Source organism: Methanothermobacter tenebrarum (assembly GCF_023167465.1).
Lineage (GTDB): Archaea > Methanobacteriota > Methanobacteria > Methanobacteriales > DSM-23052 > Methanothermobacter_A > Methanothermobacter_A tenebrarum.
The window spans coordinates 909,831-929,994 of sequence record NZ_AP025698.1; the positions used below are offsets into that span (position 1 = coordinate 909,831).

Consider the following 20,164-nt stretch of genomic DNA (forward strand, 5'->3'; position numbering starts at 1 on the left):
TAACCTTGAAGAAGCTGAGCATTCTATTAGCACTCGTTATGGTATTTGCTGGGATGGGTATTGGGGCAGCGGCTTCAGTATTTTATACCGTGAATGCTCCCATGCCCACAGAAAAGAGCACACCATATACAGCGCCTATAACCCTTAATAAGACCATGCAGATAAAGTACATGATAAAGGATAATACGACCAAGTATGGGATAATCAACCATGAGATAACCAAAAAGAAGAATCAGACAGTATTCCCACTGATATCATTCAATGGTACAGTAGCTTCGTTAATTTTCCCTGAAAATCTAACTGTGTATTATACTGTGAATGGTAAACAACCAACAAATAAAAGCGCAATCTATACTTCCCCTATAATCTTGGACAAGAACATGATCATTAAATACTTGATAGTCAGTAACAACACAACATACACGGGGATAGTCAAGCACACACCATGTAAATTCGGCAAGGGGTGCAATTTAAGAATGTAAAGCTGAATATTAAAATTAAGACGCTCTAACCCCACTAGAATTATTTTTTAAAATTTTTTTTATTTGCTTCAGGTTCATGGTATTTATTATATCCTCTGATGTTGCCCATCCTCTCCTGGCTGTTTTAACACCCCATTTTATGTTGTGGAGGTCCGGGAGCCGGTGGGCGTCACTATTTATTGCGAGTTTGCACCCGTATTCTATGGCCTTTTTTATGTAGATGTCCTTGAGGTCTAAGCGGATTGGATTAGCATTCATTTCAAAGATTTTACCATTATCAGCCGCCTCTTCGAATATACGATCAAGGTTGAGGGGATATTCTTCTCTTCTGAATAGTTTTCTCCCGGTAGGGTGTCCTATTATATGGACGTGTTTGTTTTGTATTGCTGATAGTATACGTTCTGTCATATCCTCTCTTCCAGGTGAATGTATGCTCGCTATTACAATGTCTAACCTGGATAGTATGTCATCTGGGATGTCTAGTTGGCCGTCTAATCTTATGTTGACCTCTATACCCTTGAAGACATGTACTTTAGAGTTTAGCTTGTCTATTTCCTCTATTTGTCTCTGGAGTTTTTCCTCGTCCAGGCCACCGACGATTTTGAGTGAGCTGCTGTGATCTGTGATGGCTATATACTCGTATCCTAGGCTTTCAGCGGCCTTGGCCAGGGTCTCTATGGTTTCTGTGCCGTCGCTCCATATGCTGTGGATGTGGAGGTCTCCCTTGATCTGGTCTTCTCTCACCAGTGTTGGGAGTTTTCCTTGGAGGGCGGCTTCTATTTCTCCATTGTTTTCCCGGAGTTCTGGTTGGATATATTCTAACCCGAGGGCTTTGAAGATTTCCTTTTCCGTTTTTGAGGCTATCCTCTTGCTGTTCTTGTATAATCCGTATTCGTTTAGTTTCATCGATTTTGAGCGTGCCAGTCTCCTCAGTTCAACATTAAATTCCATCGACCCTGTGAAATATAGGAGGGCTGCTCCGAATTCATCTTCTTTGAAGATGCGTAGTTCGCATTCTAGCCCATCTTCTAGGCGTATGATGGCCTTTTTAGGACCCTTTGCTATTATCTCATCGGCTATTTCCAGGGATGTGAAATAGTCTATGATCTCCTTTGGGTTTTTGGTTGTTGTGAGTATGTCGATGTCCCCGATTGTCTCTTTACCCCTTCTTATGGACCCTGCTATTTTTACTTTTTCTGTTTTTGGATGCTCCTCGATCCTGGATTTTATATATTCTGCTATGGGCGCCGCATAGGCTAGGAGTCTCCTTCCCAGGGTTGAGCGGACGAATTTGATGCTCTGGAGTATCCTTTTTTCCTTTTTTTCTCCGATTCCTTTTATTTTCTGGAGGTTACCCTTCTGGGCGTGGTATTCTAGGTCTTGGAGGTTTTTGATTTTGAGTTTTTCATAGAGTATTTTTATCGTCCTGGGGCCTATCCCTTCTATTGCAAGTAGGCTGTCCATGTCTATGGGGTATTCCTTTTCTAGTTCTTCTAGGTAGGACAGTTGCCCCGTTTCTAATATTTCCTCTATTTTCTCGGCTATGTTTTTACCTATCCCTGGCAGTTCTGTTAGTTTTCTTTTTTTGGCGTATTCTTCTATGTCTGTTGGTAGGAGTTGGATGGTGTGGGCTGCTCTTCTGTAGGCTTTGGCTCTGAATGTTTCTTCTTTTAACTCGAGGAAGTCAGCCACCCTATTTAGGATCCTGGCGACTAGTGCATTTTTCATCCATACACCAAAGAGGATAATAATAGTTTTTAGGGTTTTCTTATGGCTTTTACTATCTCTGATATTTTCTCTTGGATGTTTGTAGTGTTTTCTACTATTGTACCTGTTACTATTATGTCTGCGCCGGCTTTCGCTGCTTTCTCGGCGTCTTCTCCTGTTCTTATACCCCCGCCTACTATGAGTGTTAGGTTTGTGGATTTTTTAACGCGTTTTATCATCTCTGCTGGTACTGGTTTGCCCGCTCCTGATCCTGCTTCTAGGTAGAATATCCGCATTCCTAGTAGTTCTGCTGCCATTGCATAGGCTGCTGCTATGTCCGGTTTGTCCCTTGGGATCAGTTTAGCGTCCCCAACCCATCCCACGGTGCCTCCTGGTTCTATTACAAGGTATCCCATGGGTAATGGTTCTATTTTCATCTTCTTTATGGTTGGGGCGGCTAGTGCCTGGGCCCCTATTATCCAATAGGGGTTTGTAGAATTCAGTAAAGTCATGAAGAATATGGCATCAGCATAGCTTGTGATACCTGAAATGTTACCGGGGAATAATATTATGGGAACGTCTAGGTTCTCCTTGAGGGTCTTTGCCGTTGTTTCTAATTCTATGCTATTGGTTGTTGACCCTCCGAGCATTATCCCATCTGATCCCCCTTGGATTGCTGCGGTTGCTATTTTAAGGGCTTCTTGTGATGTTTGTTCTTCAGGGTCTATGAGGGTGAGGTGTATTTTCCTCTCCTTGAGAATGTTATTGAAGTAATCTTCAACCTTCATCTTAGACACAAAGAAGTGGGGGGTTTTAGCCTCTTGGATCTTTTGCCTTGAATCTTAAACCTTTATAGCCGCATTTCCTGCACCTTTTCGCATTTGGCGGGTTTCTCGCATTACATTTGAAGCATATTTTAACGTTGAATAGTCTCTCCTCTGCTATTTCGAATTTTGCCATGAGTATCATCTCCCTATGAATTCTTCTTGGATTTTAACAACTTCTCGACTATTTTTAGCCTTTGAGTATGCCTCTAATAGTTCCCTGTTGAGGTCTAGGAAGTGCGGACCCCATTTAAACGAGGACATTATATTGACTGCTATATCTTTTAATCCGATTATATAAAAAGTTGCTGCTAGTGCCTCTGCAGTTGATAATATAAAAGGTTTGCCATAATTTGTTGGATTGGCAGCTACTAGGTATGGTAGCGCCCTATGATACCTTTTCACTGCGAAGATTGGTGAAGACTTCTTAACCTCTTTCCATGAACAGTCTAGGGCTGTGACACCCCATTTAAGGATCCTTTCCTTGTCTGCTGGGGATAACGCTCTCTCGGCGAATGGGTTGAGTACTATACTACCCCTTGGTATGCGCTTGGGGCTTGTTACTATCCTGAGTTTTCCCATCCTAGCCAGTTTTAAGCTTGTGCATTTCTTCCTGTCACATTCTTCTGCATGATATACGACGATCCTCATAATCAGAATTGTTCCCTTTCGTAGTCCATTATCTTGGGTATTGCAAGTGACGGATCTTCCAGTTGGTCCAGATCGTAGTATCTTCCACCTGATAGCATTGCAAGTTCCATGTTTATGTTGCGGCCTTGCTGGAACTTTCTTTCGAAGTTTATCACTACTGTGTGTATCTCATTCTTGTTCAGTTCTTTCCCGAGTTCCATGACATCCTGGATTGGCCTGCCCCCCATGCCAACGTTGGGCATGCCATCACTTAAAATTAGCATCACTGGCACGTATTCTTCCCTTTTCTTCTCTTCTTTAAGTATTTCGAGTCCCTTTTTTATGCCATGGGCCATTGGTGTTGTGCCACCTACTCTAATGTTGTCCACCTTTTGTTGGAATGATTGGGCTCTCTTGGTTGTGGGTATTATTACCTCTGCTTTCCTTCCTTTGAATCCTATGACGCTTAGTTTGTCCTTGTGGCGTTGCGCGTCCTTTATAATCTTGTTTAGTATGTTCTTTATCTTGGCTGCTTTCTGGTCCGTGAACATGGACCCGCTTATATCTACTACGAGTGCTATGCTGGCCCTTGCACCATGTTTTCTGATCTTTTCGCGGAGATCTTCTGGTTCTACCCTTATATGATCTTCTGATTTGAGGGCTGCTGCTCTTAGTGTCGCGTCTATGGCTATGTCCTTTGATTTTCCTTTTAGCATTTTGCTTTTCACGTATTTTCCCTTTTCTGTCTTTGATTCCACTCTGCTACCGTAGAGTCTCCTTTTCTTTTTGCCCTTAAATTTCAGGATCTTTTTAAAGTCTATGTCAACCTCTTCTTCTTGTATTGTCCTTTCACTGGGGTTGGGTGTCATCTTCAGGTCTGCGGAGCCTAGGCTGGGTTGTCTGCTTTCACCACCATATTGCTCATCCGGCGGGGGGTTCTCACCCCCCACAGTCTCCCCTTCAGACTCTCCAAGTTCCTCTTGTCCCATTTCACTCTTTGCCCGTTGTATTTGCCTTTTCACATCCTGGCGGGCGTATGATCTTTCAGGTATTCTTTCCCCTAGGACTAGTTCGACAGCCTCTTCAAGATCCTCTGGGAGGACCCTTGTCCTGCCATTGTATGCTGCTATTGTCTTTGACGTTTTAAGGATGGCTATGTCTGCCCTGTGACCGTCCACTCCCACGTTGACGCATATCCTAGCGATAAGTTCCAATAGTTTATCATCTATTTTAACCTTGGGTAGTAGTTTCCTTGCGTTGAGTATCCTCTTTAATAGTTTTTCTTGCTCTTTTTGGAATTCTCTTCTGAAGGTTTCTGGGTCTTCCTCGAATCTTTCTCTGCGGGCCATGATTTTCACTCTCTCCTTGATGTCCTGGATAGTCTCCACGTTAATGTGCAAGCCTATACGGTCTGCTAGTTGTGGCCTTAGCTCCCCCTCTGCCGGGTTCATAGTACCTACCAGGATGAACCGGGATGGGTGTGATATTGAAATACCCTCTCTTTCAACATAATTGACACCATAGGCTGCAGCGTCCAATAGAACATCTACGAGGTGGTCGTCTAGGAGGTTTATCTCATCAACATAGAGTATGTTACGGTTAGCCTCCGCAAGTATCCCGGGTTCCAAGGCTTTTATACCCTCCTTGAGGGCCTTTTTTATGTCTAATGATCCGACGACCCTGTCCTCTGTTGAACCTAATGGTAGTTCAACGACCCTCATCTTTTTCTCTTCAACTTCTATGTTATCCTTTGATTTGCAGAGTTGGCAGAGGGAGTCCTTGTCTTCAGGGTTGCAGTTGAATGGGCATCCTTTAACCGTCTTTATTGATGGTAGCAAGTCTGCCAGTGCCCTGACTGCTGTTGTCTTACCAGTACCCTTATCGCCCCTTATCAGAACCCCACCAATTGAGGGGTTTATCGCATTTAAGATTAGGGCCTTTTTCACCTTTTCTTGTCCTACTATTGCCGTGAATGGGAAAATCAAATTCTTCACTATACTCACCACAAGGAAAAAGATATCCTACTATACTATTATTATCCTCTTTATAAAATAAGTTATTTCCCCCGGATCATACTCCAGGCTCATTTTTTAGGAATAGAAATAATTAATAAAATGAACATTATAAATATATGGTGAGGTGAGTTAAATTGTGTACTGTAGGGGGGCCGATGGCTGATATAAAAATGAGGAAACTTAAGACCAGACGCTGTAAGTGTCTTGATTGTGGTAACGAGTTCAAGGGCGTTGGGAAAAGGATCATATGCCCATCATGCCAATCAGATAATGTAGAATGCTCAGAATAGGGTGATTTTATGTGTAGTGTAGGAGGGCCCATGGTAGATATCGACCTTAAAAAGGTCACAAGCCGAAAATGTAAGTGTCTTGATTGTGGTAACGAGTTCAAGGGCGTTGGGAAAAAAGTCAAATGTCCATCATGTCAGTCAGAGAACGTAGAATGCTCAGAATAAAAAAAGACGAGATACTGTTCATCAGAGGATACAATGGTGTCATTGGCGTGGCCAAATCCGCAGAACCACGAAGCATATACATGGGCACGCCAGAAGGGGAGATAGTACTATCATTAGATGAGGATGACCTCATAGCCGTCTCAGCATTCGAAACAGGCCCAAGGATAGAAAAGGCCATAAAATGCATGATACACCTCCTAAGAGAAATTGGGGCTCCCCTCATCGTCCTAGAAGAGGGTCACCCGACATCAAAACGCCTTAAGATGGTGGTATCAGCTGGTGAAACCATAAAACTAGACTGCAACATAACCCCTGGAACCCACCCAGAACAGGAACTACTCTGCTCTACCCCAGAATTATCAGGTACAATGATAAAAGCCGCAAAGGATGGTATAATACTCCAAGGAAAAACCGAGAATATGAAAATAGAAAAGGTAAATCTCTAAAGAGGATCCCCCTTTAGCCTGCGCATAGAGCACACCTACAAAATCTTATCGTTTCCAGCCTATCACTTCCGATAATCAAGGTTTTGAATCTTGATCTGGGAGATAACCATTGGGATATCCTATACCCTCCTCTACAAAAATTATTATATACTGGGTTCTCACAATCTAGCCATGTTATGATGATAGACTTTTATCAATTATTTGGGCAACTCATCTCCCTACTGATAGTAGGCATTCTATTACTGTTATTGGTGAGCCTATTCCTTGGGAGGATGCTTCTAAGGAGTGATCGTCTAATATTCCCCAGACTACTCCTTGTAACAGTAAACCTATTCTATGGACCCTTTAAGCAGTTGGCGGGCATCCTAGGACTTGATGAGAGCATAGTGGATCAGATAGGGGTTGAAGTTAGGAACAAGATTAACAGGGAGAAATTTGATAATATAAAAGCAGAGGATAAGCTCCTGATACTCCCACACTGCCTAAGGCACCCAAAGTGTGAAGCGCCACTAGAACCTTCAGGTCTACAATGCAAAAATTGCAAAAAGTGCGTAATCGGCATACTAAAAAAGAAAGCAGAAGAAATAGGCTACCGAGTATTCATAATACCAGGTTCCACATTCCTCAAAAGGATAATTAAAGAGAACAAATTCAAGTCAGTCCTAGGAGTCGCCTGCTATCAGGATCTGAACATGGCCATGATGAAATTATCCAAATTCACACCCCAGGGCGTGCCCCTCCTCAAAGACGGATGCTACAAGACCAAAGTAGACGTCAGCATGGTACTAGAAAAGATGGGGATAAAAAAGCCTAGGAGAATCCGCCTAGAATGTGGAGCTGATCAGAGATGGACATCAAAATAACAGACAACCACATCCACGTAGATCACATAAATGGTGAAGGGCCAGTGAAAGTGGCTGAAAAGTTCCACCGGGCAGGTGGCAGGAGGATGATAATACCCAACAAGCCCACCTGGACCATCCAAAAACCATCACAGTTTAAAGAGGCCATGGACCTCGTTATAGAATATGCTAGGATGATAAACTCCCAGACTAAAGTGGAAGCATATCCCATAGTCGGGGTGCACCCTGCAGAACTTTCAAGGCTCATAGAATCTGGCGAATCCATCAATGAGGCCGAAAAGCTCGTTAAAGAGGGACTTGAGTATGCTCAGTGGCTGGTATTAGAGGGTGAGGCTATAGGTATCGGCGAGATCGGAAGACCACACTATCCAGTAGAGAAAAGTGAATGGGAAGCCCACAACAGGATACTATCCTATGCCCTAGAACTTGCAAAGGAAGCTGATTGTCCAGTGCAACTCCACACAGAAAGTTCAACCCCCAGACAATTCCAGGAATTCTCCAAGATGGCTGAAAAGGCAAGTATGAAAAAGTACAAGGTTATAAAACATTTCTCAGGCCCCTACGTCAGTGAAAGTGAGAATTATGGGCTCACACCATCCCTGATAGCATCACGTGATGTTATAAAAAAAGGCTTGGAAAAGGGTGGCAATTTCCTCATGGAAACAGACTACCTGGATGATCTTAGCAGACCCGGCGCAGTATTGGGTCCTAAGACTGTTCCAAGGCGTACAAGAGAGTTTATCCAGAAAGGTCTTATGAGCCTAGAAGATGCTTATAAAATCCATGAAGAGAACATAGAAAGAGTCTATAGCCTAGTGTGACCCGCCAAGGAATATGCTTATGAAGGTTATTAAAAGACCTATGGCCACGATCTCTATACTAGTTTTGAAAATGTTCTCCCTTGATATTATCCCAAGGTAGACCCCGAGTATGACCAATGCCATCATGGATAGTAGTATTGTGAGTATTGTGGCGGTTATCCTATCCTTTATCAGGAAAAATGGTATTGTGGGTACGAATGTGCCGAGGAAACTTGAGAATCCATGGGTGAACATGCTCATGTATATTCTTCTTTTAGCTTGTTGGTGTATTATCGTGTCGTTGAGGCTGCCCTTTTCCATTATCATCTTCTTTTCAAGTTCTCTCATTGTACGGGTTTCCTCAGCCCTTTCACCGATAAATGAACCAAAGGCGTTTGACAATGCAACGGCTATACCCCCACTTAATCCCGTAAGGCCGATAAGATAATTTTCTATTTCAACTCCACCTATACCTGCAACGCCACTGGCGGTTAGTGTAACACCCATAACCGCTAGTATGCCATCAAGGGTCCCCAGTGCAATGTATCGGCTCATGCTAAGATATTCGTGGATGAATTCCTTCAAGCCCATCTTAGGATCCTCTACCCAATCTTATATGCGCCCTTGCAAGATGTCCCGCTGCTAGGGCGCCCATAAGTGACAGTTCACCTGCTAAGACGGCGCCTGCAACTATCTCAGCGAACTTTTGAACCTTCCCCGATCCCTTAACGCCCATTATCTCAAGGCATTCTGATGCCGTTTCGAGTCTTGTGCCACCGCCCACTGTAGCCAATGGAACGTCTGGTAGTGTGACTGAAAAGTATAGGTCCCCGTTGATTTCTTCGGCTATTGTGATGCCCAGGCTTCCTTCGGTGATGTGCGCTTCGTCCTGTCCCGTGGCTAGGAATATGGCCCCTATTATATTCGCATAATGTGCGTTGAATCCCATGCTCCCGGATATGGCGGATCCTGCGAAGTTTTTCGCGAGGTTGACTTCTTGTATGGCCTTTGGTGTTGTTTTAAGTGTTCTTTCCACTATCTTGGCCGGGATTTTCACCTCAGCTGTTAAGCTTTTCCCTCTGCCTTCTATGAGGTTTAAGGCTGCCGGTTTTTTATCTACACAAGCGTTTCCACTTAGGGCGATTAGGTGGGCTCCTGTTTCTCTTGTTAGGAGTTTCATGGCTTTTTCTGTGGCTATTGTTACCATGTTCATTCCCATGCTGTCTCCTGTTGTGAAAACGAATCTTGGGTAAAGGTATGGGCCTACTATGAGTATTGGGTCTATTTCTATCAGTTTACCGTGGCGTGTTGTTGACTCAGCAGCCTCTTTTAACTTTTTGAAATTTTCCCTGATCCATTCTCTGACTTTTAATGCTTCTTCTATTGACTCTGTTCTGAGTACGGGTGCTCTCGTCATCTTGTCCCCTGTTATCCTTACTGTGGCGCCCCCAGCTTCTGTTATGGCTGAGCATCCCCTGTTTACTGATGCTACTAGGGCTCCTTCTGATGTTGCAAGTGGAATGTAAAATTTGCCCTTTGCATGTTCTCCTCTGATTTTTATGGGCCCTGCAACCCCTAGTGGTATTTGTATTGCGCCGATGGGGTTTTCTATGTTCTTTTTCTGGGCTTCTTCCATGTCTATGGAATATTTGGAGATGTGTTCTAGTTTTTTTCCTGTTATTCTTTCTATGAATAGTCTTCTTATCTCTACTGCTTCTTCTATGCTCGTATATTTTTCGATTTCGTGAAGTTTTATTTTTCCCTCTTTCAGTCCTTGTATTATCTCTTCTTGTATCATATGATCCCTTATAGTTTTTTTAGCATTTCTGGGACGTCCGATGGTTTTTCAGCTACTTGGACGTCCGCCTTTTCAAGGGCTCTTATTTTGCTTTCAGCTGTCCCGGCACCTCTCTCTATGATCGCTCCAGCATGTCCCATCCTTTTCCCAGGGGGTGCTGTTCTACCTGCTATGAATGCCATGACAGGCTTTGATATGTGTTCTTTTATATATTCTGCTGCTCTTTCCTCGGCGTCCCCTCCGATTTCCCCTATCATGAGTATTGCCCTGGTATCCTTGTCCTCTTCAAACTTTTTAAGGACATCGGCAAATGTTAGTCCTATTATCGGGTCGCCCCCTATACCTATACATGTACTCTGTCCCATGCCAGCGTTTGTGATCTGGTGGGCGAATTCATAGGTTAGTGTCCCGCTCCTTGAGACTATCCCAATGTCCCCTTCTCGGAATATGTGCCCTGGCATTATACCTAATTTTCCTATACCAGGTGTGATTATACCTGGCGTATTAGGGCCTATGATTGTTGTTTTCATTCTCTTGGCGTATTCCATGATCTGCATTGAGTCATGGACTGGTATGTGCTCTGTTATTATGACTACGAGGTCTAGGTGTTTTATGGCCTCATATGCCGCGTCCTTTGCGAATGGTGCTGGTACGAATATTATTGATGCGTTTACATCTGTTTCTTCCTTGGCTTCCTCTATCGAATTGTATATTTTAACTCCTAGGAGTTCTTGGCCTCCTTTGCCTGGTGTTACACCTGCCACGATCTTTGTACCATAATCTAGCATTTGGCGGGTGTGGAAGGATCCTTGTTTTCCGGTTATGCCCTGTACGAGGCATCTTGTATTCTCATCTAATATTATCATATTAACCCCTCCCAAAGGGATCTTTTTTTATACTTTTAGTATTCTTGTTCTTTCTTCGAAGGGTGCGGCCAGGTCTATTATGTTACCGTTTAGGAAGGCTGTTGCTGATACTATGACGCTTCCAGGTATTATGTGTGATGGTGCCCCTCTTCTTACGAGGTAGACGTTCTTGTTGCCTAGTGCAGCGCCTAGCATGGCCCCTGCGACGACGCCTATGCTTTCCATGTCTTCTATTGTGGCTGCTACAACCGGGTCGTCTGTCTTCTCTGACACGTAGCCTACCCCTGGTATTTTCCTGGTTCTTGGTTTTATCTCTTCGCTGACGTCTGTAACACCATCCATGCCCCTGGCGGCTTTGATGGTTGAATTGGCAACATCTGATACGAATTCTTCGCCACCGTATGTGTCGAAGGATAGTATGATGGCATCCGGGTATCTGTCCTGTCTTATTTTAGCCTCTGCATAGGATATGCCTTCACCGGCACCCTCCGGGGTGCCTGATATCCCCTTAAGGTCCCCCATATCCTCTGAATTTTCCCTTAGGATGTGGACTATGGCCCTGTTTATCTTCGCGGTTATCCCATCCTCTACAAAGGCGCTTATAACAACATCATCCCCTGTTATATTCGTTAAAGCCGCCTTGTAGGCTCCCAAATCCACCAATATTGGGATGTCAGCCTCTAGTTTCCTTATCAATTCCATGCTACAGCTTGTATCATTCCCTGATATGTCAGCTCCGATAGAAACTATCTTCAACAAGATCACCAAATACAATAATGTTATTGCTAAGGATAATTTTAGATTAAAATATAATATTATCCTTCCGGAGGATTAACATTGACCCTTATATGCGCACCAATAATGGAAAAAAACATAAAAGAAATACCTAAAATAGCCACAGAATATACACAAAGGGGCGCGGACATACTAGAAATTCGAATAGACGCCATAAAAAACCCATCAAAGGCCAAGATCAAGGAACTTGCAGGTAACATCCAATCACCCTTCATAGCCACCAACAGGTCATCAGAAGAAGGAGGATTATTTAAAGGCTCGGAGAAAGAGAGGATAGAACTACTAGCCGCGGCTGCAGAAGAAGCAGAATATGTTGACATAGAATTACGGACAAAAAAAGAAGAACTCAAAAAAATCATAGAACTTCCAGTAAAAAAGATCATATCCTATCACAATTTCCATGAAACCCCCACCCTAGAAAGATTATCAAGGATAGTGAAAGAGGAAAAAAGGATAGGGCACATAGCCAAGGTAGCTGTGATGCCCAACACCATAAAAGACACACTAACCATACTAGAACTATCATCCAAAGAGGATGATCTGATCGCAATATCAATGGGTGAACTCGGAAAATATACCAGGATCATCACACCATTATTCGGGTCACCCATAACATACGCAACAGGTGGAAAACCCTCAGCACCAGGCCAATTAGAGATCGAGAAAACCCGCCTAATACTCAAAGAACTAAAACCCAAGGAGAAAATAGTATGAGAAAATCATACATTCTAATACTATTATTGCTGGTTGTGGCCATTGCAACAGGCTTATACATCCACGAGAACAAAACACTTGACATAATCATAGAAACCGATGGTACTAGCGTCACCGTTAAAAGTTCCACACTATTTTTTAACCCAACACCACCTGGCATGGAAGAAGAGATTGCAGATTACATACAAACGGTCATAGATGATCCTGAAAGCACAGTTGATTCCATAAAAGCTGATGTGAAAAATATAGCCTCAAAGTATGGTTACAATAATGTTAACGTCCAGTTAAAATCACAGTTCGGTGTTGACCAACTCCCCATGCCCGCCATAGTCAAGGGAAACTCAATGTATCCAACCTTAAAGGATGGTCAGCGACTAATAGTCCTAAAGACGAAAAACTTCAAAGTAGGGGATATTGTTGTGGCGAAACATCCAGAATATGGTCTGATCGTGAAAAGGGTGGGGAAAATAGAAGGGGACAAGGTATATCTCATAAGCGACAATAAAAATGTTGAAAAAGTCTATACAGGGACTACCATGGTAATCAGGGTACCATTGAACACATGGGTCCACCGTTCAGATATCATAGGAGTTGTAAAAGAGGTTATGTGAGCTCTGAGAGCCTCTTTATCCTCTTTAACATGTTTGGGTGTGTTGAAAGCAATTCCATTATCCTCGCAGCAGCACCTATCTTCACATCCCTGTATTTTATCTGTTGTAGTTCCCCTTCACTTATGGTCCCATTCATGTCAAGATCCACCTGGCGCAGATCCTCTATCTCAGAGGTTGCACGAGAAACATCATTCACAAAAAAGGCCTTCAAACCTTCAACTTCCCTTATTTCATCCTCCTTTGAGGCTGCTGACCCATACACGAGCTTGTAGAGTGCACTTGCCAGTTTGTGTGGTTGGCCTCCTATCTCAACACTACCATAGTCTGCATAATATTCACGGACCCTTGAAATGAATAGGACTACCAGTTGTCCGATAAGGTAGGCTGCAAGGGCCAGCAATCCTATTAAGCCCATGTCCCTGTCTCTGCTGAATATTGAACTTATGTAAATGTAATAGCATATCAAGGGTATTGCGCTTATGAAGGTCATGACTATCATGTCATTGTGCCTTATATGGGATATCTCATGGCCTAGCACGGCCTTAAGCTCCTCTTCATCTAACAACCGTAATATTCCACTTGTTACGCAGACTCGCCCATCAGATTTCGTTCTCCCGAAGGCGAAGGCATTTGGTATCCCTATATCCGCTATTCCAACCCTTGGCTTGGGTATGCCGGCTTTTATCGCGAGTTCTTCCACCATAGCATGCAATCTTGGGGCTTCCTCGGGTGAAACATACTTTACGCGCATTGTGGCCTCAACTATGCTCGGTGATATAAGATATTGTAATAGTATAATGCCAAGGCCTAGTAACATGTAGAATAGTGGGCCTCCAAATCCCATAACGTGTCCTATCAGCATGAGTATGGCATAGATTATGGCGAATAGGAATATTGTTGCTAGGAACATTCTAATTTTCAGTTTCCAAGTGCCTATTCTTCTCATTTCGGGTTATACCTCCTCGTGGGTATTTATCTTTGATATAATTTATATGATGATTTTTAGTATTTATTACTTTCTGTAACTAAAATGGTTTAGATTTTTATCCCATTCCTTTCGAGTATCCTCCTAGGGTTATCCTCTAGGATTTTTTTAAGTTCCTTTTTTGGGATTCCAGCGCCAAGACCTATCTTGTATGCCATATGATAGTCTATGAGGTCCCCTGGGTGGTGGGTGTCAGTGTTTATCACAAGTGAAGCCCCCACCTCCACTGCGACGGTCGCAACATGACCATTAGAAAGACAATGTCCACTCCTCGAAGTTATCTCTAAGGTTATACCATTATCCTTCGCCATTTCAGCCTCTTCATAGCCTATAAGGCCTGGATGGGCTAATATGTCAACCTCGGGGGATTCCACTGCCGCCTGGTTAGTTCCTTCTATAACGGGTTCGACTAGTGTCTCACCGTGGACTACTATGATCTCGGCCCCCAAACGTCTAGCCTTTGATGCGAGCTTGTCTATTATTTCTATGGGTGCGTGTGTAATCTCGGCCCCTGGGACCACTTTAATATCCCAGTTCTCATTCACATCAGAAACCGCATCTATAAGATACTCTATAGTGTTTATGTTAGATGCGTCTATATGATCTGTTATGGCCACAGCCTCGTGTCCCAGTACGCAAGCGCGCCTTGCAATCTCTGATGGTAGAAGTTCACCATCACTCAGCAGACTATGAGTGTGCAAATCTATCCTCTTCATATTTAGCCCCCCAAAAGCTTATCCCCAGAGAATATGTGGGGTGCCGATACTAACCACTTTTATAGTATAAGACTATTTATAATTTATCAGCTCACGGCCTTGCACGGGGAGAGAATATGAAGACTATGATTTTTGTCCCATCACATATAACAGGCTTTTTTCAGATAGTGGAGCATAAGAATCCCCTTTATACAGGGTCGAGGGGTGCTGGGGTTGCAATAGACAAGGGCGTTATAACCACTGTCAGATCATCAAGAGCTGATAAAATCCAAGTAAAGGTTGATGGTAACTATGATCCCTCCAATATAACATTTAAGATAATAGAATTGCTCAGGGAGAAATCAGAGACCATAGAGGGGCTTAGGATCCATTATAGTCTTGATGTTCCCATGGGTTGCGGGTTCGGCGCATCAGCCGCCTGCGCACTTGGAACAGCCCTTGGCATAGCTAGGATATTAGAACTCCCCATAACCTTCAATGAAGCCGCTTCAATAGCCCACCAAGCAGAGGTGGAGCTTAAAACAGGATTAGGGGATGTTATAGGAGAATCGGTTGGTGGTATAGTCTTAAGGTTGAAGGAGGGTGCTCCAGGTTATGGTTTAACCGATAAGATAATCCATGAACCATTATATGTGATATGCAAAGCCTTCGGCGAACTTGACACAACCACGATACTCAAAGATCCCAAGAAAAAAAGGATGATAAACCTTATAGGTTCTGGGATGCTGCCAAGACTGATCGCGGATCCCCGGCCAGAAAATTTTATGCGACTCTCCCATGAATTCGCAGAGAAGACTAAACTTTTAACCTCAAATGTGAAAGAAAGCCTTGAAATAGTCAAAGACGAGGTTATAGGGGCTTCAATGGCAATGCTTGGGGACACAATATTCGCCCTCTCAGAGTATCCTGACACAAGCTTACCAGATCCCATCATAGCCAAAATAGACTCAAAAGGCGTCAAGTTCCTTAAATAACCAAAGGGTAAATTGGACGCTGCAAAAATGGTGAATATCAATAATGGATTAGAAAAACCCTCCTGTTATATGTGAAGTTCTTCCTCTGGGGAGATGTTAAAAAAATTATATATTGTTAATCAACCCACACTTATAGTATATAAAGGATCAATCCAAACCTTGGATTTTCCCCATTCTGTGGGGGGTCCCCCTAAAATGATAAAGATAGTATATGACATTAGAATTTATAGGAAAACCCTCAAGGATCTTATAAGGGAAGACGATACCGTAGTAGAACTAGGATCACATGTAGGCGGTTCAACGAAGATAATCGCAAGAAAAAACCCAAGGGGGAGGATTATAGCCGTTGACAAGAGCCCTCAAGCATATGAGGCCATGAAGAAGCTTGAAATGGAATACCCACACCTCAAGTTCATCATGGGGGATGTTAGACGCCATGAAACCCTCGAGAAAGTCCACAAGGAAATAAAATCATGTGACGTCCTAGTAGTGGACCTTGGGGGTGGCTATCACCCAGACACAACATTCAAAGTATACTTCATATGGTCCTCAACACTAAAACCAAGAGCATCCATCATAAGGAACAGGGGACTGCTAGATTTTGCAAACTCTTCAAAGATGGATGAGGACCTAGCATCAACCCAAGGTTGGCTCGAATCAAGTAGCCAAGGTGGTGTGCCTCCAAGATTAAAAGAACTCAAGCTCTGGTCTGAAAAATTATAAAGGTAAGATCGGGGAGGTAAATAATATGATAGGTAAAATAATTAGAATGGAAAGAATAATAAACCGTGAAACAGGCAGAACAGTCATAGTACCAATGGACCACGGGGTCTCAATAGGCCCAGTCCCCGGCCTACTGGACATGACACAGATAATAGACCAGGTAGCCACAGGCGGAGCCAACGCAGTCCTAATACATAAAGGGATAGTTGTAACAGGACATAGAGGATACGGGAGAGACATAGGCCTGATAGTCCACCTTTCAGCCAGCACAAGCCTAGGACCAGACCCAAACCATAAAGTCCTCGTAACCTCCGTAGAAAAGGCCCTGAAACTTGGAGCAGACGCGGTATCAGTACACGTCAACGTAGGATCCGAAAGAGAACCTGAAATGTTATTAAAACTTGGAACAGTAGCGGAAACCTGTGACGAGTGGGGGATGCCACTCATAGCAATGATGTACCCAAGAGGCAAAAAAATCAAAGACGAACACGACCCAGAAGTCGTTAAACTCGCAGCAAGAGCAGGGGCAGAACTCGGAGCAGATATCATAAAAACCAACTACACAGGAGACCCTGACACATTCAAAGAAGTTGTTGAAGGATGCCCAGTACCAGTAGTCATAGCAGGAGGACCCAAAGTCGAAACAGAAGAAGAACTACTACAGATGGTTAAAGATTCAGTGGAAGCTGGCGGGGCCGGAGTAGCCATTGGAAGGAACATATTCCAGGCAGAATCCCCAAAAAACATGACAAAGGCCATAGCAGCCATAGTACACGATGAAATAGAAGTCGATGAAGCACTCAAAATGCTATAATATGTAAACAACCCATTTAGGGGGGGCCTACAAGCGACCCTTAAATATTAGGATAACAAAGTATGCCAGTGGGGACACCACCACACAGTTTTCATTTTAGAATCCCACAATCACAACAGGAGGGATGGAGGCCACCAGGAGACCCTACGAGGGAAGGCTTTCATTTTAGAATCCCACAATCACAACCCTATGCTCCTGACACTGAAAATTTAGAACGCCTTCAACGGCAAGTACCCAAACATAGCTTTAAAATCATTTGGAGGTGAAAAGCCCCTCCGGATAAAGTCTCCAGTAGGGGCATGGAAGATGAAATTTGCTTGGATAAAAACGCCAGAAACCGAATGGGAAGAGAAAAAAACCTTCATAACCACCGCTCTCGAATCGGGCATAGACCATGTGCTAGACCGGGAAGACATTGAAAGGATACACAAACTTGGAAACATAAAAGTCATAGCCGATGACGAAGACGCCGACATCATACTAGTAGGGGTTAACGGTGAAGGAGACGGCACATTCCCACTACCCAGCAACCTAGAAGATTCAAAGGATATCATGGCCGCAAAGAGCCTTAAAAGGCAGGGAAAACCCATAGCAGCCTACGTGGAGATAAAGGGTAAAAGGTATGAGGAGCTTGCAAGGCTCCTTGGCAAGACAGTGGACTACCTCATCCTAGTAGGAAAAGACTGGAAGATAATACCCCTTGAAAATATAATAGCAGACCTCCAAGGTGAAGACGTTAAACTAGTAGCCGCGGTAGCGGATGAAAAAGAAGCTAAAACAGCCCTGGAGACACTGGAACATGGAACCGATGGGGTTCTCATAGAACCAGAGGACCCATCACAGATAAAAAAGATCGCGAAATTAATCGAAGATATAAAGATGGGCTACTATGAACTCAAATCAGCCACTATAACAAGGCTAGAACCGGTAGGATCAGGTGACAGAGTCTGCGTAGACACCTGTTCAATAATGGACATTGGAGAGGGAATGCTCATAGGCTCCTACTCCCAGGGACTATTCCTAGTCCACAGCGAATCCCTAGAAAGCGAATACGTAGAATCAAGACCATTCAGGGTTAACGCCGGCCCAGTACATGCGTATGTGATGACACCAGGCCATAAAACCAAATACCTTTCAGAGCTTGAAGCAGGAGATGAGGTTTTAGTTGTTGACAAGGATGGGAAGACAAGACCGGCCATAGTTGGCAGGGTTAAAATCGAAAAGAGGCCCCTACTCCTTGTAGAGGCGGAATATGAGGGCATGAAACTGAGAACATTACTACAGAACGCCGAGACCATACGCCTAGTCACCGAGAAAGGCGAGCCAGTGTCGGTCTCAGAGTTAAAAGAGGGTGATAAGATACTAGTATATGTTGAAGAAGCTGCAAGACACTTTGGAATGGCCATAAAAGAGGCTATAATCGAAAAGTAGGGTGGGGTAATCTACGTATAAGGTGGAGATTATAAGCCCCCAGGAAAAGGATAATAAGCTTGAGGAGCTTGCAGAGAAGGTATACTTCGAGAGGAAAGCTAACATTCATGGTGCCTGTGTCAAACTTTTAACAGATAATAAAAGTTTCAAGGAAGAGTGGGAGGACAATTTCAAGTTCATGAACGAGGATATAAGACCCCACGCTAAAGTATTCACAGTAGAAGATGGGGGACCCTTCAAGGTATTCTATGAGCCCCTCTCTAAGACTAGCATAATCCTCAACTGCGACTATTATGGTTGGGTTAAGAGCATAGCACTCGCCACCATCGCAGACTTCTTCGAAGACTACCATTCAGAGCATAGAAGATACTCTGTCCATGGTTCTGCTGTTGACTGTCGCGGGCAGGCCCTGGCGATCATAGGACCCCCTGGAACCGGGAAGACAACACTCACCTATGGTCTCTTGTTAGATCATAGGTATAGTTATGTTTCTGATGACTGGTTTTTCACCCGCATATTCGAGAATGGTATAATGGTATACTCCTCAGAGAAAAATTCTTATATACGTGATGATATAGCAGATTCCTGGGGGGAATACAAGGATCTTATAGCTGAGGTGAGCTTGGACAAGAAAAAGAGGGGGATAGCTGATGTTAACAGGTTATTCAATGGTAGGATCAGAGAATCATCCAACCTCGAGGCCATAGTACTCCTTAAGAGAGATGCTGAGGATGAACCATTCAATAGGCTTACAAGCAGAGAAGCCCTCAATTATATGAAAGAGAATGACTTCTGCAACCCCCACCAACTTATAAGGGATGAGAGGAAATATAAGCTCAGACTAAAATTTTTCAAGGAAATATTCCAAGAAATAGAAGTCTACCTACTCAACACTATCGAAACACCCCACAAGAGCCTGGAAAGGATAAAAAACATACTATGAGGTCAAAATTATGGGGAAAATAAGAAGTTTCCTTGCAATTGACGTGGACAACCCACTCAAGGACAAGATAATAGAAGTCCAAAGGATCCTAGAAGAGGCTGACGCCCAGCTAAAGTTTGTAGAACCAGAAAACCTACATTTCACCCTAAAATTCTTCGGCCAAATAAACAATAATATGATAGAAAAACTTTCAAGGACAATAAAGAAAAAAATAGGATCATACAAGCCATTTAAGCTTAAAATAGAAGGCGTGGGGGTCTTCCCAAATAAAAATTATATGAGGGTAATATGGCTAGGAGCCAAGAACCCCGAAGAATTCTCAGAAATCCAAAAAACACTCGACGAAGAATTCAAAAGACTAGGATTCAAGAAAGAAAAAAGCTACATACCACACCTTACCATAGCCAGAGTCAAAGGGGGAAAAAACAAAGACAGGCTACTGGAAAAGATAGAAGAACTTGAAAACGTCCAAATAGGGGAAATGCAAATAAAAGAATTAAAACTAAAAAAAAGCGAACTCAAACCAGAAGGACCCACATACACCACCATTAAAACATTCAAACTATGATAAA

25 protein-coding genes are annotated in these 20,164 nt (G+C 43.4%); 14 read left to right on the forward strand and 11 right to left on the reverse strand.

Translation table 11 applies throughout. The features are described from left to right. The first annotated feature begins 5 nt into the window (after positions 1-5). A complete protein-coding gene (locus MTTB_RS05050) occupies positions 6-482 on the forward strand; it encodes a chitobiase/beta-hexosaminidase C-terminal domain-containing protein (RefSeq protein WP_248563950.1) in 477 nt (158 codons plus the stop codon). Between the two features lie 15 nt (positions 483-497). Here the strand turns inward: MTTB_RS05050 and polX are convergent, their stop codons facing one another. From polX to MTTB_RS05075, 5 genes are read right to left on the reverse strand one after another with little or no spacing between them, the layout of a single operon-like run. Further along, a complete protein-coding gene (polX, locus tag MTTB_RS05055) occupies positions 498-2,210 on the reverse strand; it encodes a DNA polymerase/3'-5' exonuclease PolX (RefSeq protein WP_248563951.1) in 1,713 nt (570 codons plus the stop codon). Between the two features lie 29 nt (positions 2,211-2,239). Continuing rightward, positions 2,240-2,977, reverse strand: a complete 738-nt coding sequence (locus tag MTTB_RS05060; RefSeq protein WP_248563952.1) for a phosphoglycerol geranylgeranyltransferase — start codon at positions 2,975-2,977, stop codon at positions 2,240-2,242. A 25-nt stretch (positions 2,978-3,002) separates the two neighbouring features. After that, positions 3,003-3,149 (reverse strand): 50S ribosomal protein L40e, encoded by a 147-nt coding sequence (locus tag MTTB_RS05065; RefSeq protein WP_248563953.1) that lies wholly within the window; start codon positions 3,147-3,149, stop codon positions 3,003-3,005. A gap of 5 nt (positions 3,150-3,154) precedes the next feature. Then, positions 3,155-3,664, reverse strand: coding sequence for a DUF367 family protein (locus MTTB_RS05070; RefSeq protein ID WP_248563954.1), 510 nt, complete (start codon positions 3,662-3,664; stop codon positions 3,155-3,157). A gap of 2 nt (positions 3,665-3,666) precedes the next feature. Further along, positions 3,667-5,637 carry a VWA domain-containing protein gene (locus MTTB_RS05075; RefSeq protein WP_248563955.1) on the reverse strand — a complete coding sequence of 657 codons (1,971 nt, stop codon included), beginning with the start codon at positions 5,635-5,637 and terminating at the stop codon, positions 3,667-3,669. A 155-nt stretch (positions 5,638-5,792) separates the two neighbouring features. On the opposite strand from MTTB_RS05075, the gene MTTB_RS05080 reads away from it, so the two are divergent. The 5 genes from MTTB_RS05080 to MTTB_RS05100 all read left to right on the forward strand — a co-directional run bounded on the left by MTTB_RS05080 (position 5,793) and on the right by MTTB_RS05100 (position 8,243). Continuing rightward, positions 5,793-5,948, forward strand: a complete 156-nt coding sequence (locus MTTB_RS05080; protein WP_248563956.1) for a hydrogenase maturation nickel metallochaperone HypA — start codon at positions 5,793-5,795, stop codon at positions 5,946-5,948. A 9-nt stretch (positions 5,949-5,957) separates the two neighbouring features. Then, positions 5,958-6,113, forward strand: a complete 156-nt coding sequence (locus tag MTTB_RS05085; RefSeq protein ID WP_248563957.1) for a hydrogenase maturation nickel metallochaperone HypA — start codon at positions 5,958-5,960, stop codon at positions 6,111-6,113. After that, entirely contained in the window at positions 6,071-6,559 is a 489-nt protein-coding gene (locus MTTB_RS05090; RefSeq protein ID WP_248563958.1) for a hypothetical protein, read from the forward strand. The genes MTTB_RS05085 and MTTB_RS05090 overlap by 43 nt, the downstream gene beginning before the upstream one ends. A 272-nt stretch (positions 6,560-6,831) precedes the next feature. Next, the gene (locus MTTB_RS05095) at positions 6,832-7,422 is read left to right on the forward strand and encodes a DUF116 domain-containing protein (RefSeq protein WP_345893993.1); all 591 of its coding nucleotides are present in this window, start codon (positions 6,832-6,834) and stop codon (positions 7,420-7,422) included. Next, positions 7,407-8,243 (forward strand): TatD family hydrolase, encoded by an 837-nt coding sequence (locus MTTB_RS05100; protein WP_248563960.1) that lies wholly within the window; start codon positions 7,407-7,409, stop codon positions 8,241-8,243. Before MTTB_RS05095 ends, MTTB_RS05100 begins: the two co-directional genes overlap by 16 nt. Here the strand turns inward: MTTB_RS05100 and MTTB_RS05105 are convergent. Genes MTTB_RS05105 through MTTB_RS05120 form a run of 4 tightly spaced genes read right to left on the reverse strand, consistent with a single transcriptional unit; the run spans position 8,235 to position 11,642 of the window. Next, entirely contained in the window at positions 8,235-8,813 is a 579-nt protein-coding gene (locus MTTB_RS05105; protein WP_248563961.1) for a TIGR00267 family protein, read from the reverse strand. The genes MTTB_RS05100 and MTTB_RS05105 overlap by 9 nt on opposite strands. Position 8,814: 1 nt before the next feature. After that, positions 8,815-10,020 carry a hydroxymethylglutaryl-CoA reductase (NADPH) gene (hmgA, locus tag MTTB_RS05110; protein WP_248563962.1) on the reverse strand — a complete coding sequence of 402 codons (1,206 nt, stop codon included), beginning with the start codon at positions 10,018-10,020 and terminating at the stop codon, positions 8,815-8,817. Positions 10,021-10,028: 8 nt separating this feature from the next. After that, positions 10,029-10,886 (reverse strand): succinate--CoA ligase subunit alpha, encoded by an 858-nt coding sequence (gene sucD, locus MTTB_RS05115; RefSeq protein ID WP_248563963.1) that lies wholly within the window; start codon positions 10,884-10,886, stop codon positions 10,029-10,031. A 27-nt stretch (positions 10,887-10,913) separates the two neighbouring features. Next, positions 10,914-11,642, reverse strand: a complete 729-nt coding sequence (locus MTTB_RS05120; protein WP_248563964.1) for a hypothetical protein — start codon at positions 11,640-11,642, stop codon at positions 10,914-10,916. 81 nt (positions 11,643-11,723) lie between these two features. On the opposite strand from MTTB_RS05120, the gene aroD reads away from it, so the two are divergent. Together aroD and MTTB_RS05130 are read left to right on the forward strand one after the other, a co-directional pair. Then, positions 11,724-12,395, forward strand: a complete 672-nt coding sequence (gene aroD / locus MTTB_RS05125) for a type I 3-dehydroquinate dehydratase (RefSeq protein ID WP_248563965.1) — start codon at positions 11,724-11,726, stop codon at positions 12,393-12,395. Continuing rightward, on the forward strand, positions 12,392-13,006 hold the full coding sequence (locus MTTB_RS05130; RefSeq protein ID WP_248563966.1) for a S24/S26 family peptidase: 615 nt from the start codon (positions 12,392-12,394) through the stop codon (positions 13,004-13,006). Before aroD ends, MTTB_RS05130 begins: the two co-directional genes overlap by 4 nt. Here the strand turns inward: MTTB_RS05130 and MTTB_RS05135 are convergent. Together MTTB_RS05135 and MTTB_RS05140 are read right to left on the reverse strand one after the other, a co-directional pair. Then, complete coding sequence (locus MTTB_RS05135) at positions 12,999-13,952, reverse strand: zinc metalloprotease HtpX (RefSeq protein ID WP_248563967.1); 954 nt, start codon at positions 13,950-13,952, stop codon at positions 12,999-13,001. The two genes, MTTB_RS05130 and MTTB_RS05135, sit on opposite strands and share 8 nt — an antisense overlap. 89 nt (positions 13,953-14,041) lie before the next feature. Further along, a complete protein-coding gene (locus tag MTTB_RS05140; protein ID WP_248563968.1) occupies positions 14,042-14,707 on the reverse strand; it encodes a histidinol phosphate phosphatase domain-containing protein in 666 nt (221 codons plus the stop codon). A 116-nt stretch (positions 14,708-14,823) separates the two neighbouring features. Between MTTB_RS05140 and MTTB_RS05145 the strand changes: the two genes are divergently transcribed. From MTTB_RS05145 to thpR, 6 genes are all read left to right on the forward strand, one after another. Next, the gene (locus MTTB_RS05145; RefSeq protein WP_248563969.1) at positions 14,824-15,681 is read left to right on the forward strand and encodes a pantoate kinase; all 858 of its coding nucleotides are present in this window, start codon (positions 14,824-14,826) and stop codon (positions 15,679-15,681) included. A gap of 195 nt (positions 15,682-15,876) precedes the next feature. Further along, entirely contained in the window at positions 15,877-16,404 is a 528-nt protein-coding gene (locus MTTB_RS05150) for a class I SAM-dependent methyltransferase (protein WP_248563970.1), read from the forward strand. 25 nt (positions 16,405-16,429) lie between these two features. Continuing rightward, positions 16,430-17,218: a 2-amino-3,7-dideoxy-D-threo-hept-6-ulosonate synthase gene (locus tag MTTB_RS05155; RefSeq protein ID WP_248563971.1), complete on the forward strand. Its 789-nt coding sequence runs from the start codon at positions 16,430-16,432 to the stop codon at positions 17,216-17,218. Between the two features lie 306 nt (positions 17,219-17,524). Beyond that, the gene (locus MTTB_RS05160) at positions 17,525-18,649 is read left to right on the forward strand and encodes a 3-dehydroquinate synthase II (RefSeq protein WP_248563972.1); all 1,125 of its coding nucleotides are present in this window, start codon (positions 17,525-17,527) and stop codon (positions 18,647-18,649) included. A 22-nt stretch (positions 18,650-18,671) separates the two neighbouring features. After that, positions 18,672-19,592, forward strand: coding sequence for an HPr kinase/phosphorylase (locus MTTB_RS05165; RefSeq protein ID WP_248563973.1), 921 nt, complete (start codon positions 18,672-18,674; stop codon positions 19,590-19,592). 10 nt (positions 19,593-19,602) lie between these two features. Further along, entirely contained in the window at positions 19,603-20,160 is a 558-nt protein-coding gene (gene thpR / locus MTTB_RS05170; RefSeq protein ID WP_248563974.1) for an RNA 2',3'-cyclic phosphodiesterase, read from the forward strand. Positions 20,161-20,164: the final 4 nt, after the last annotated feature.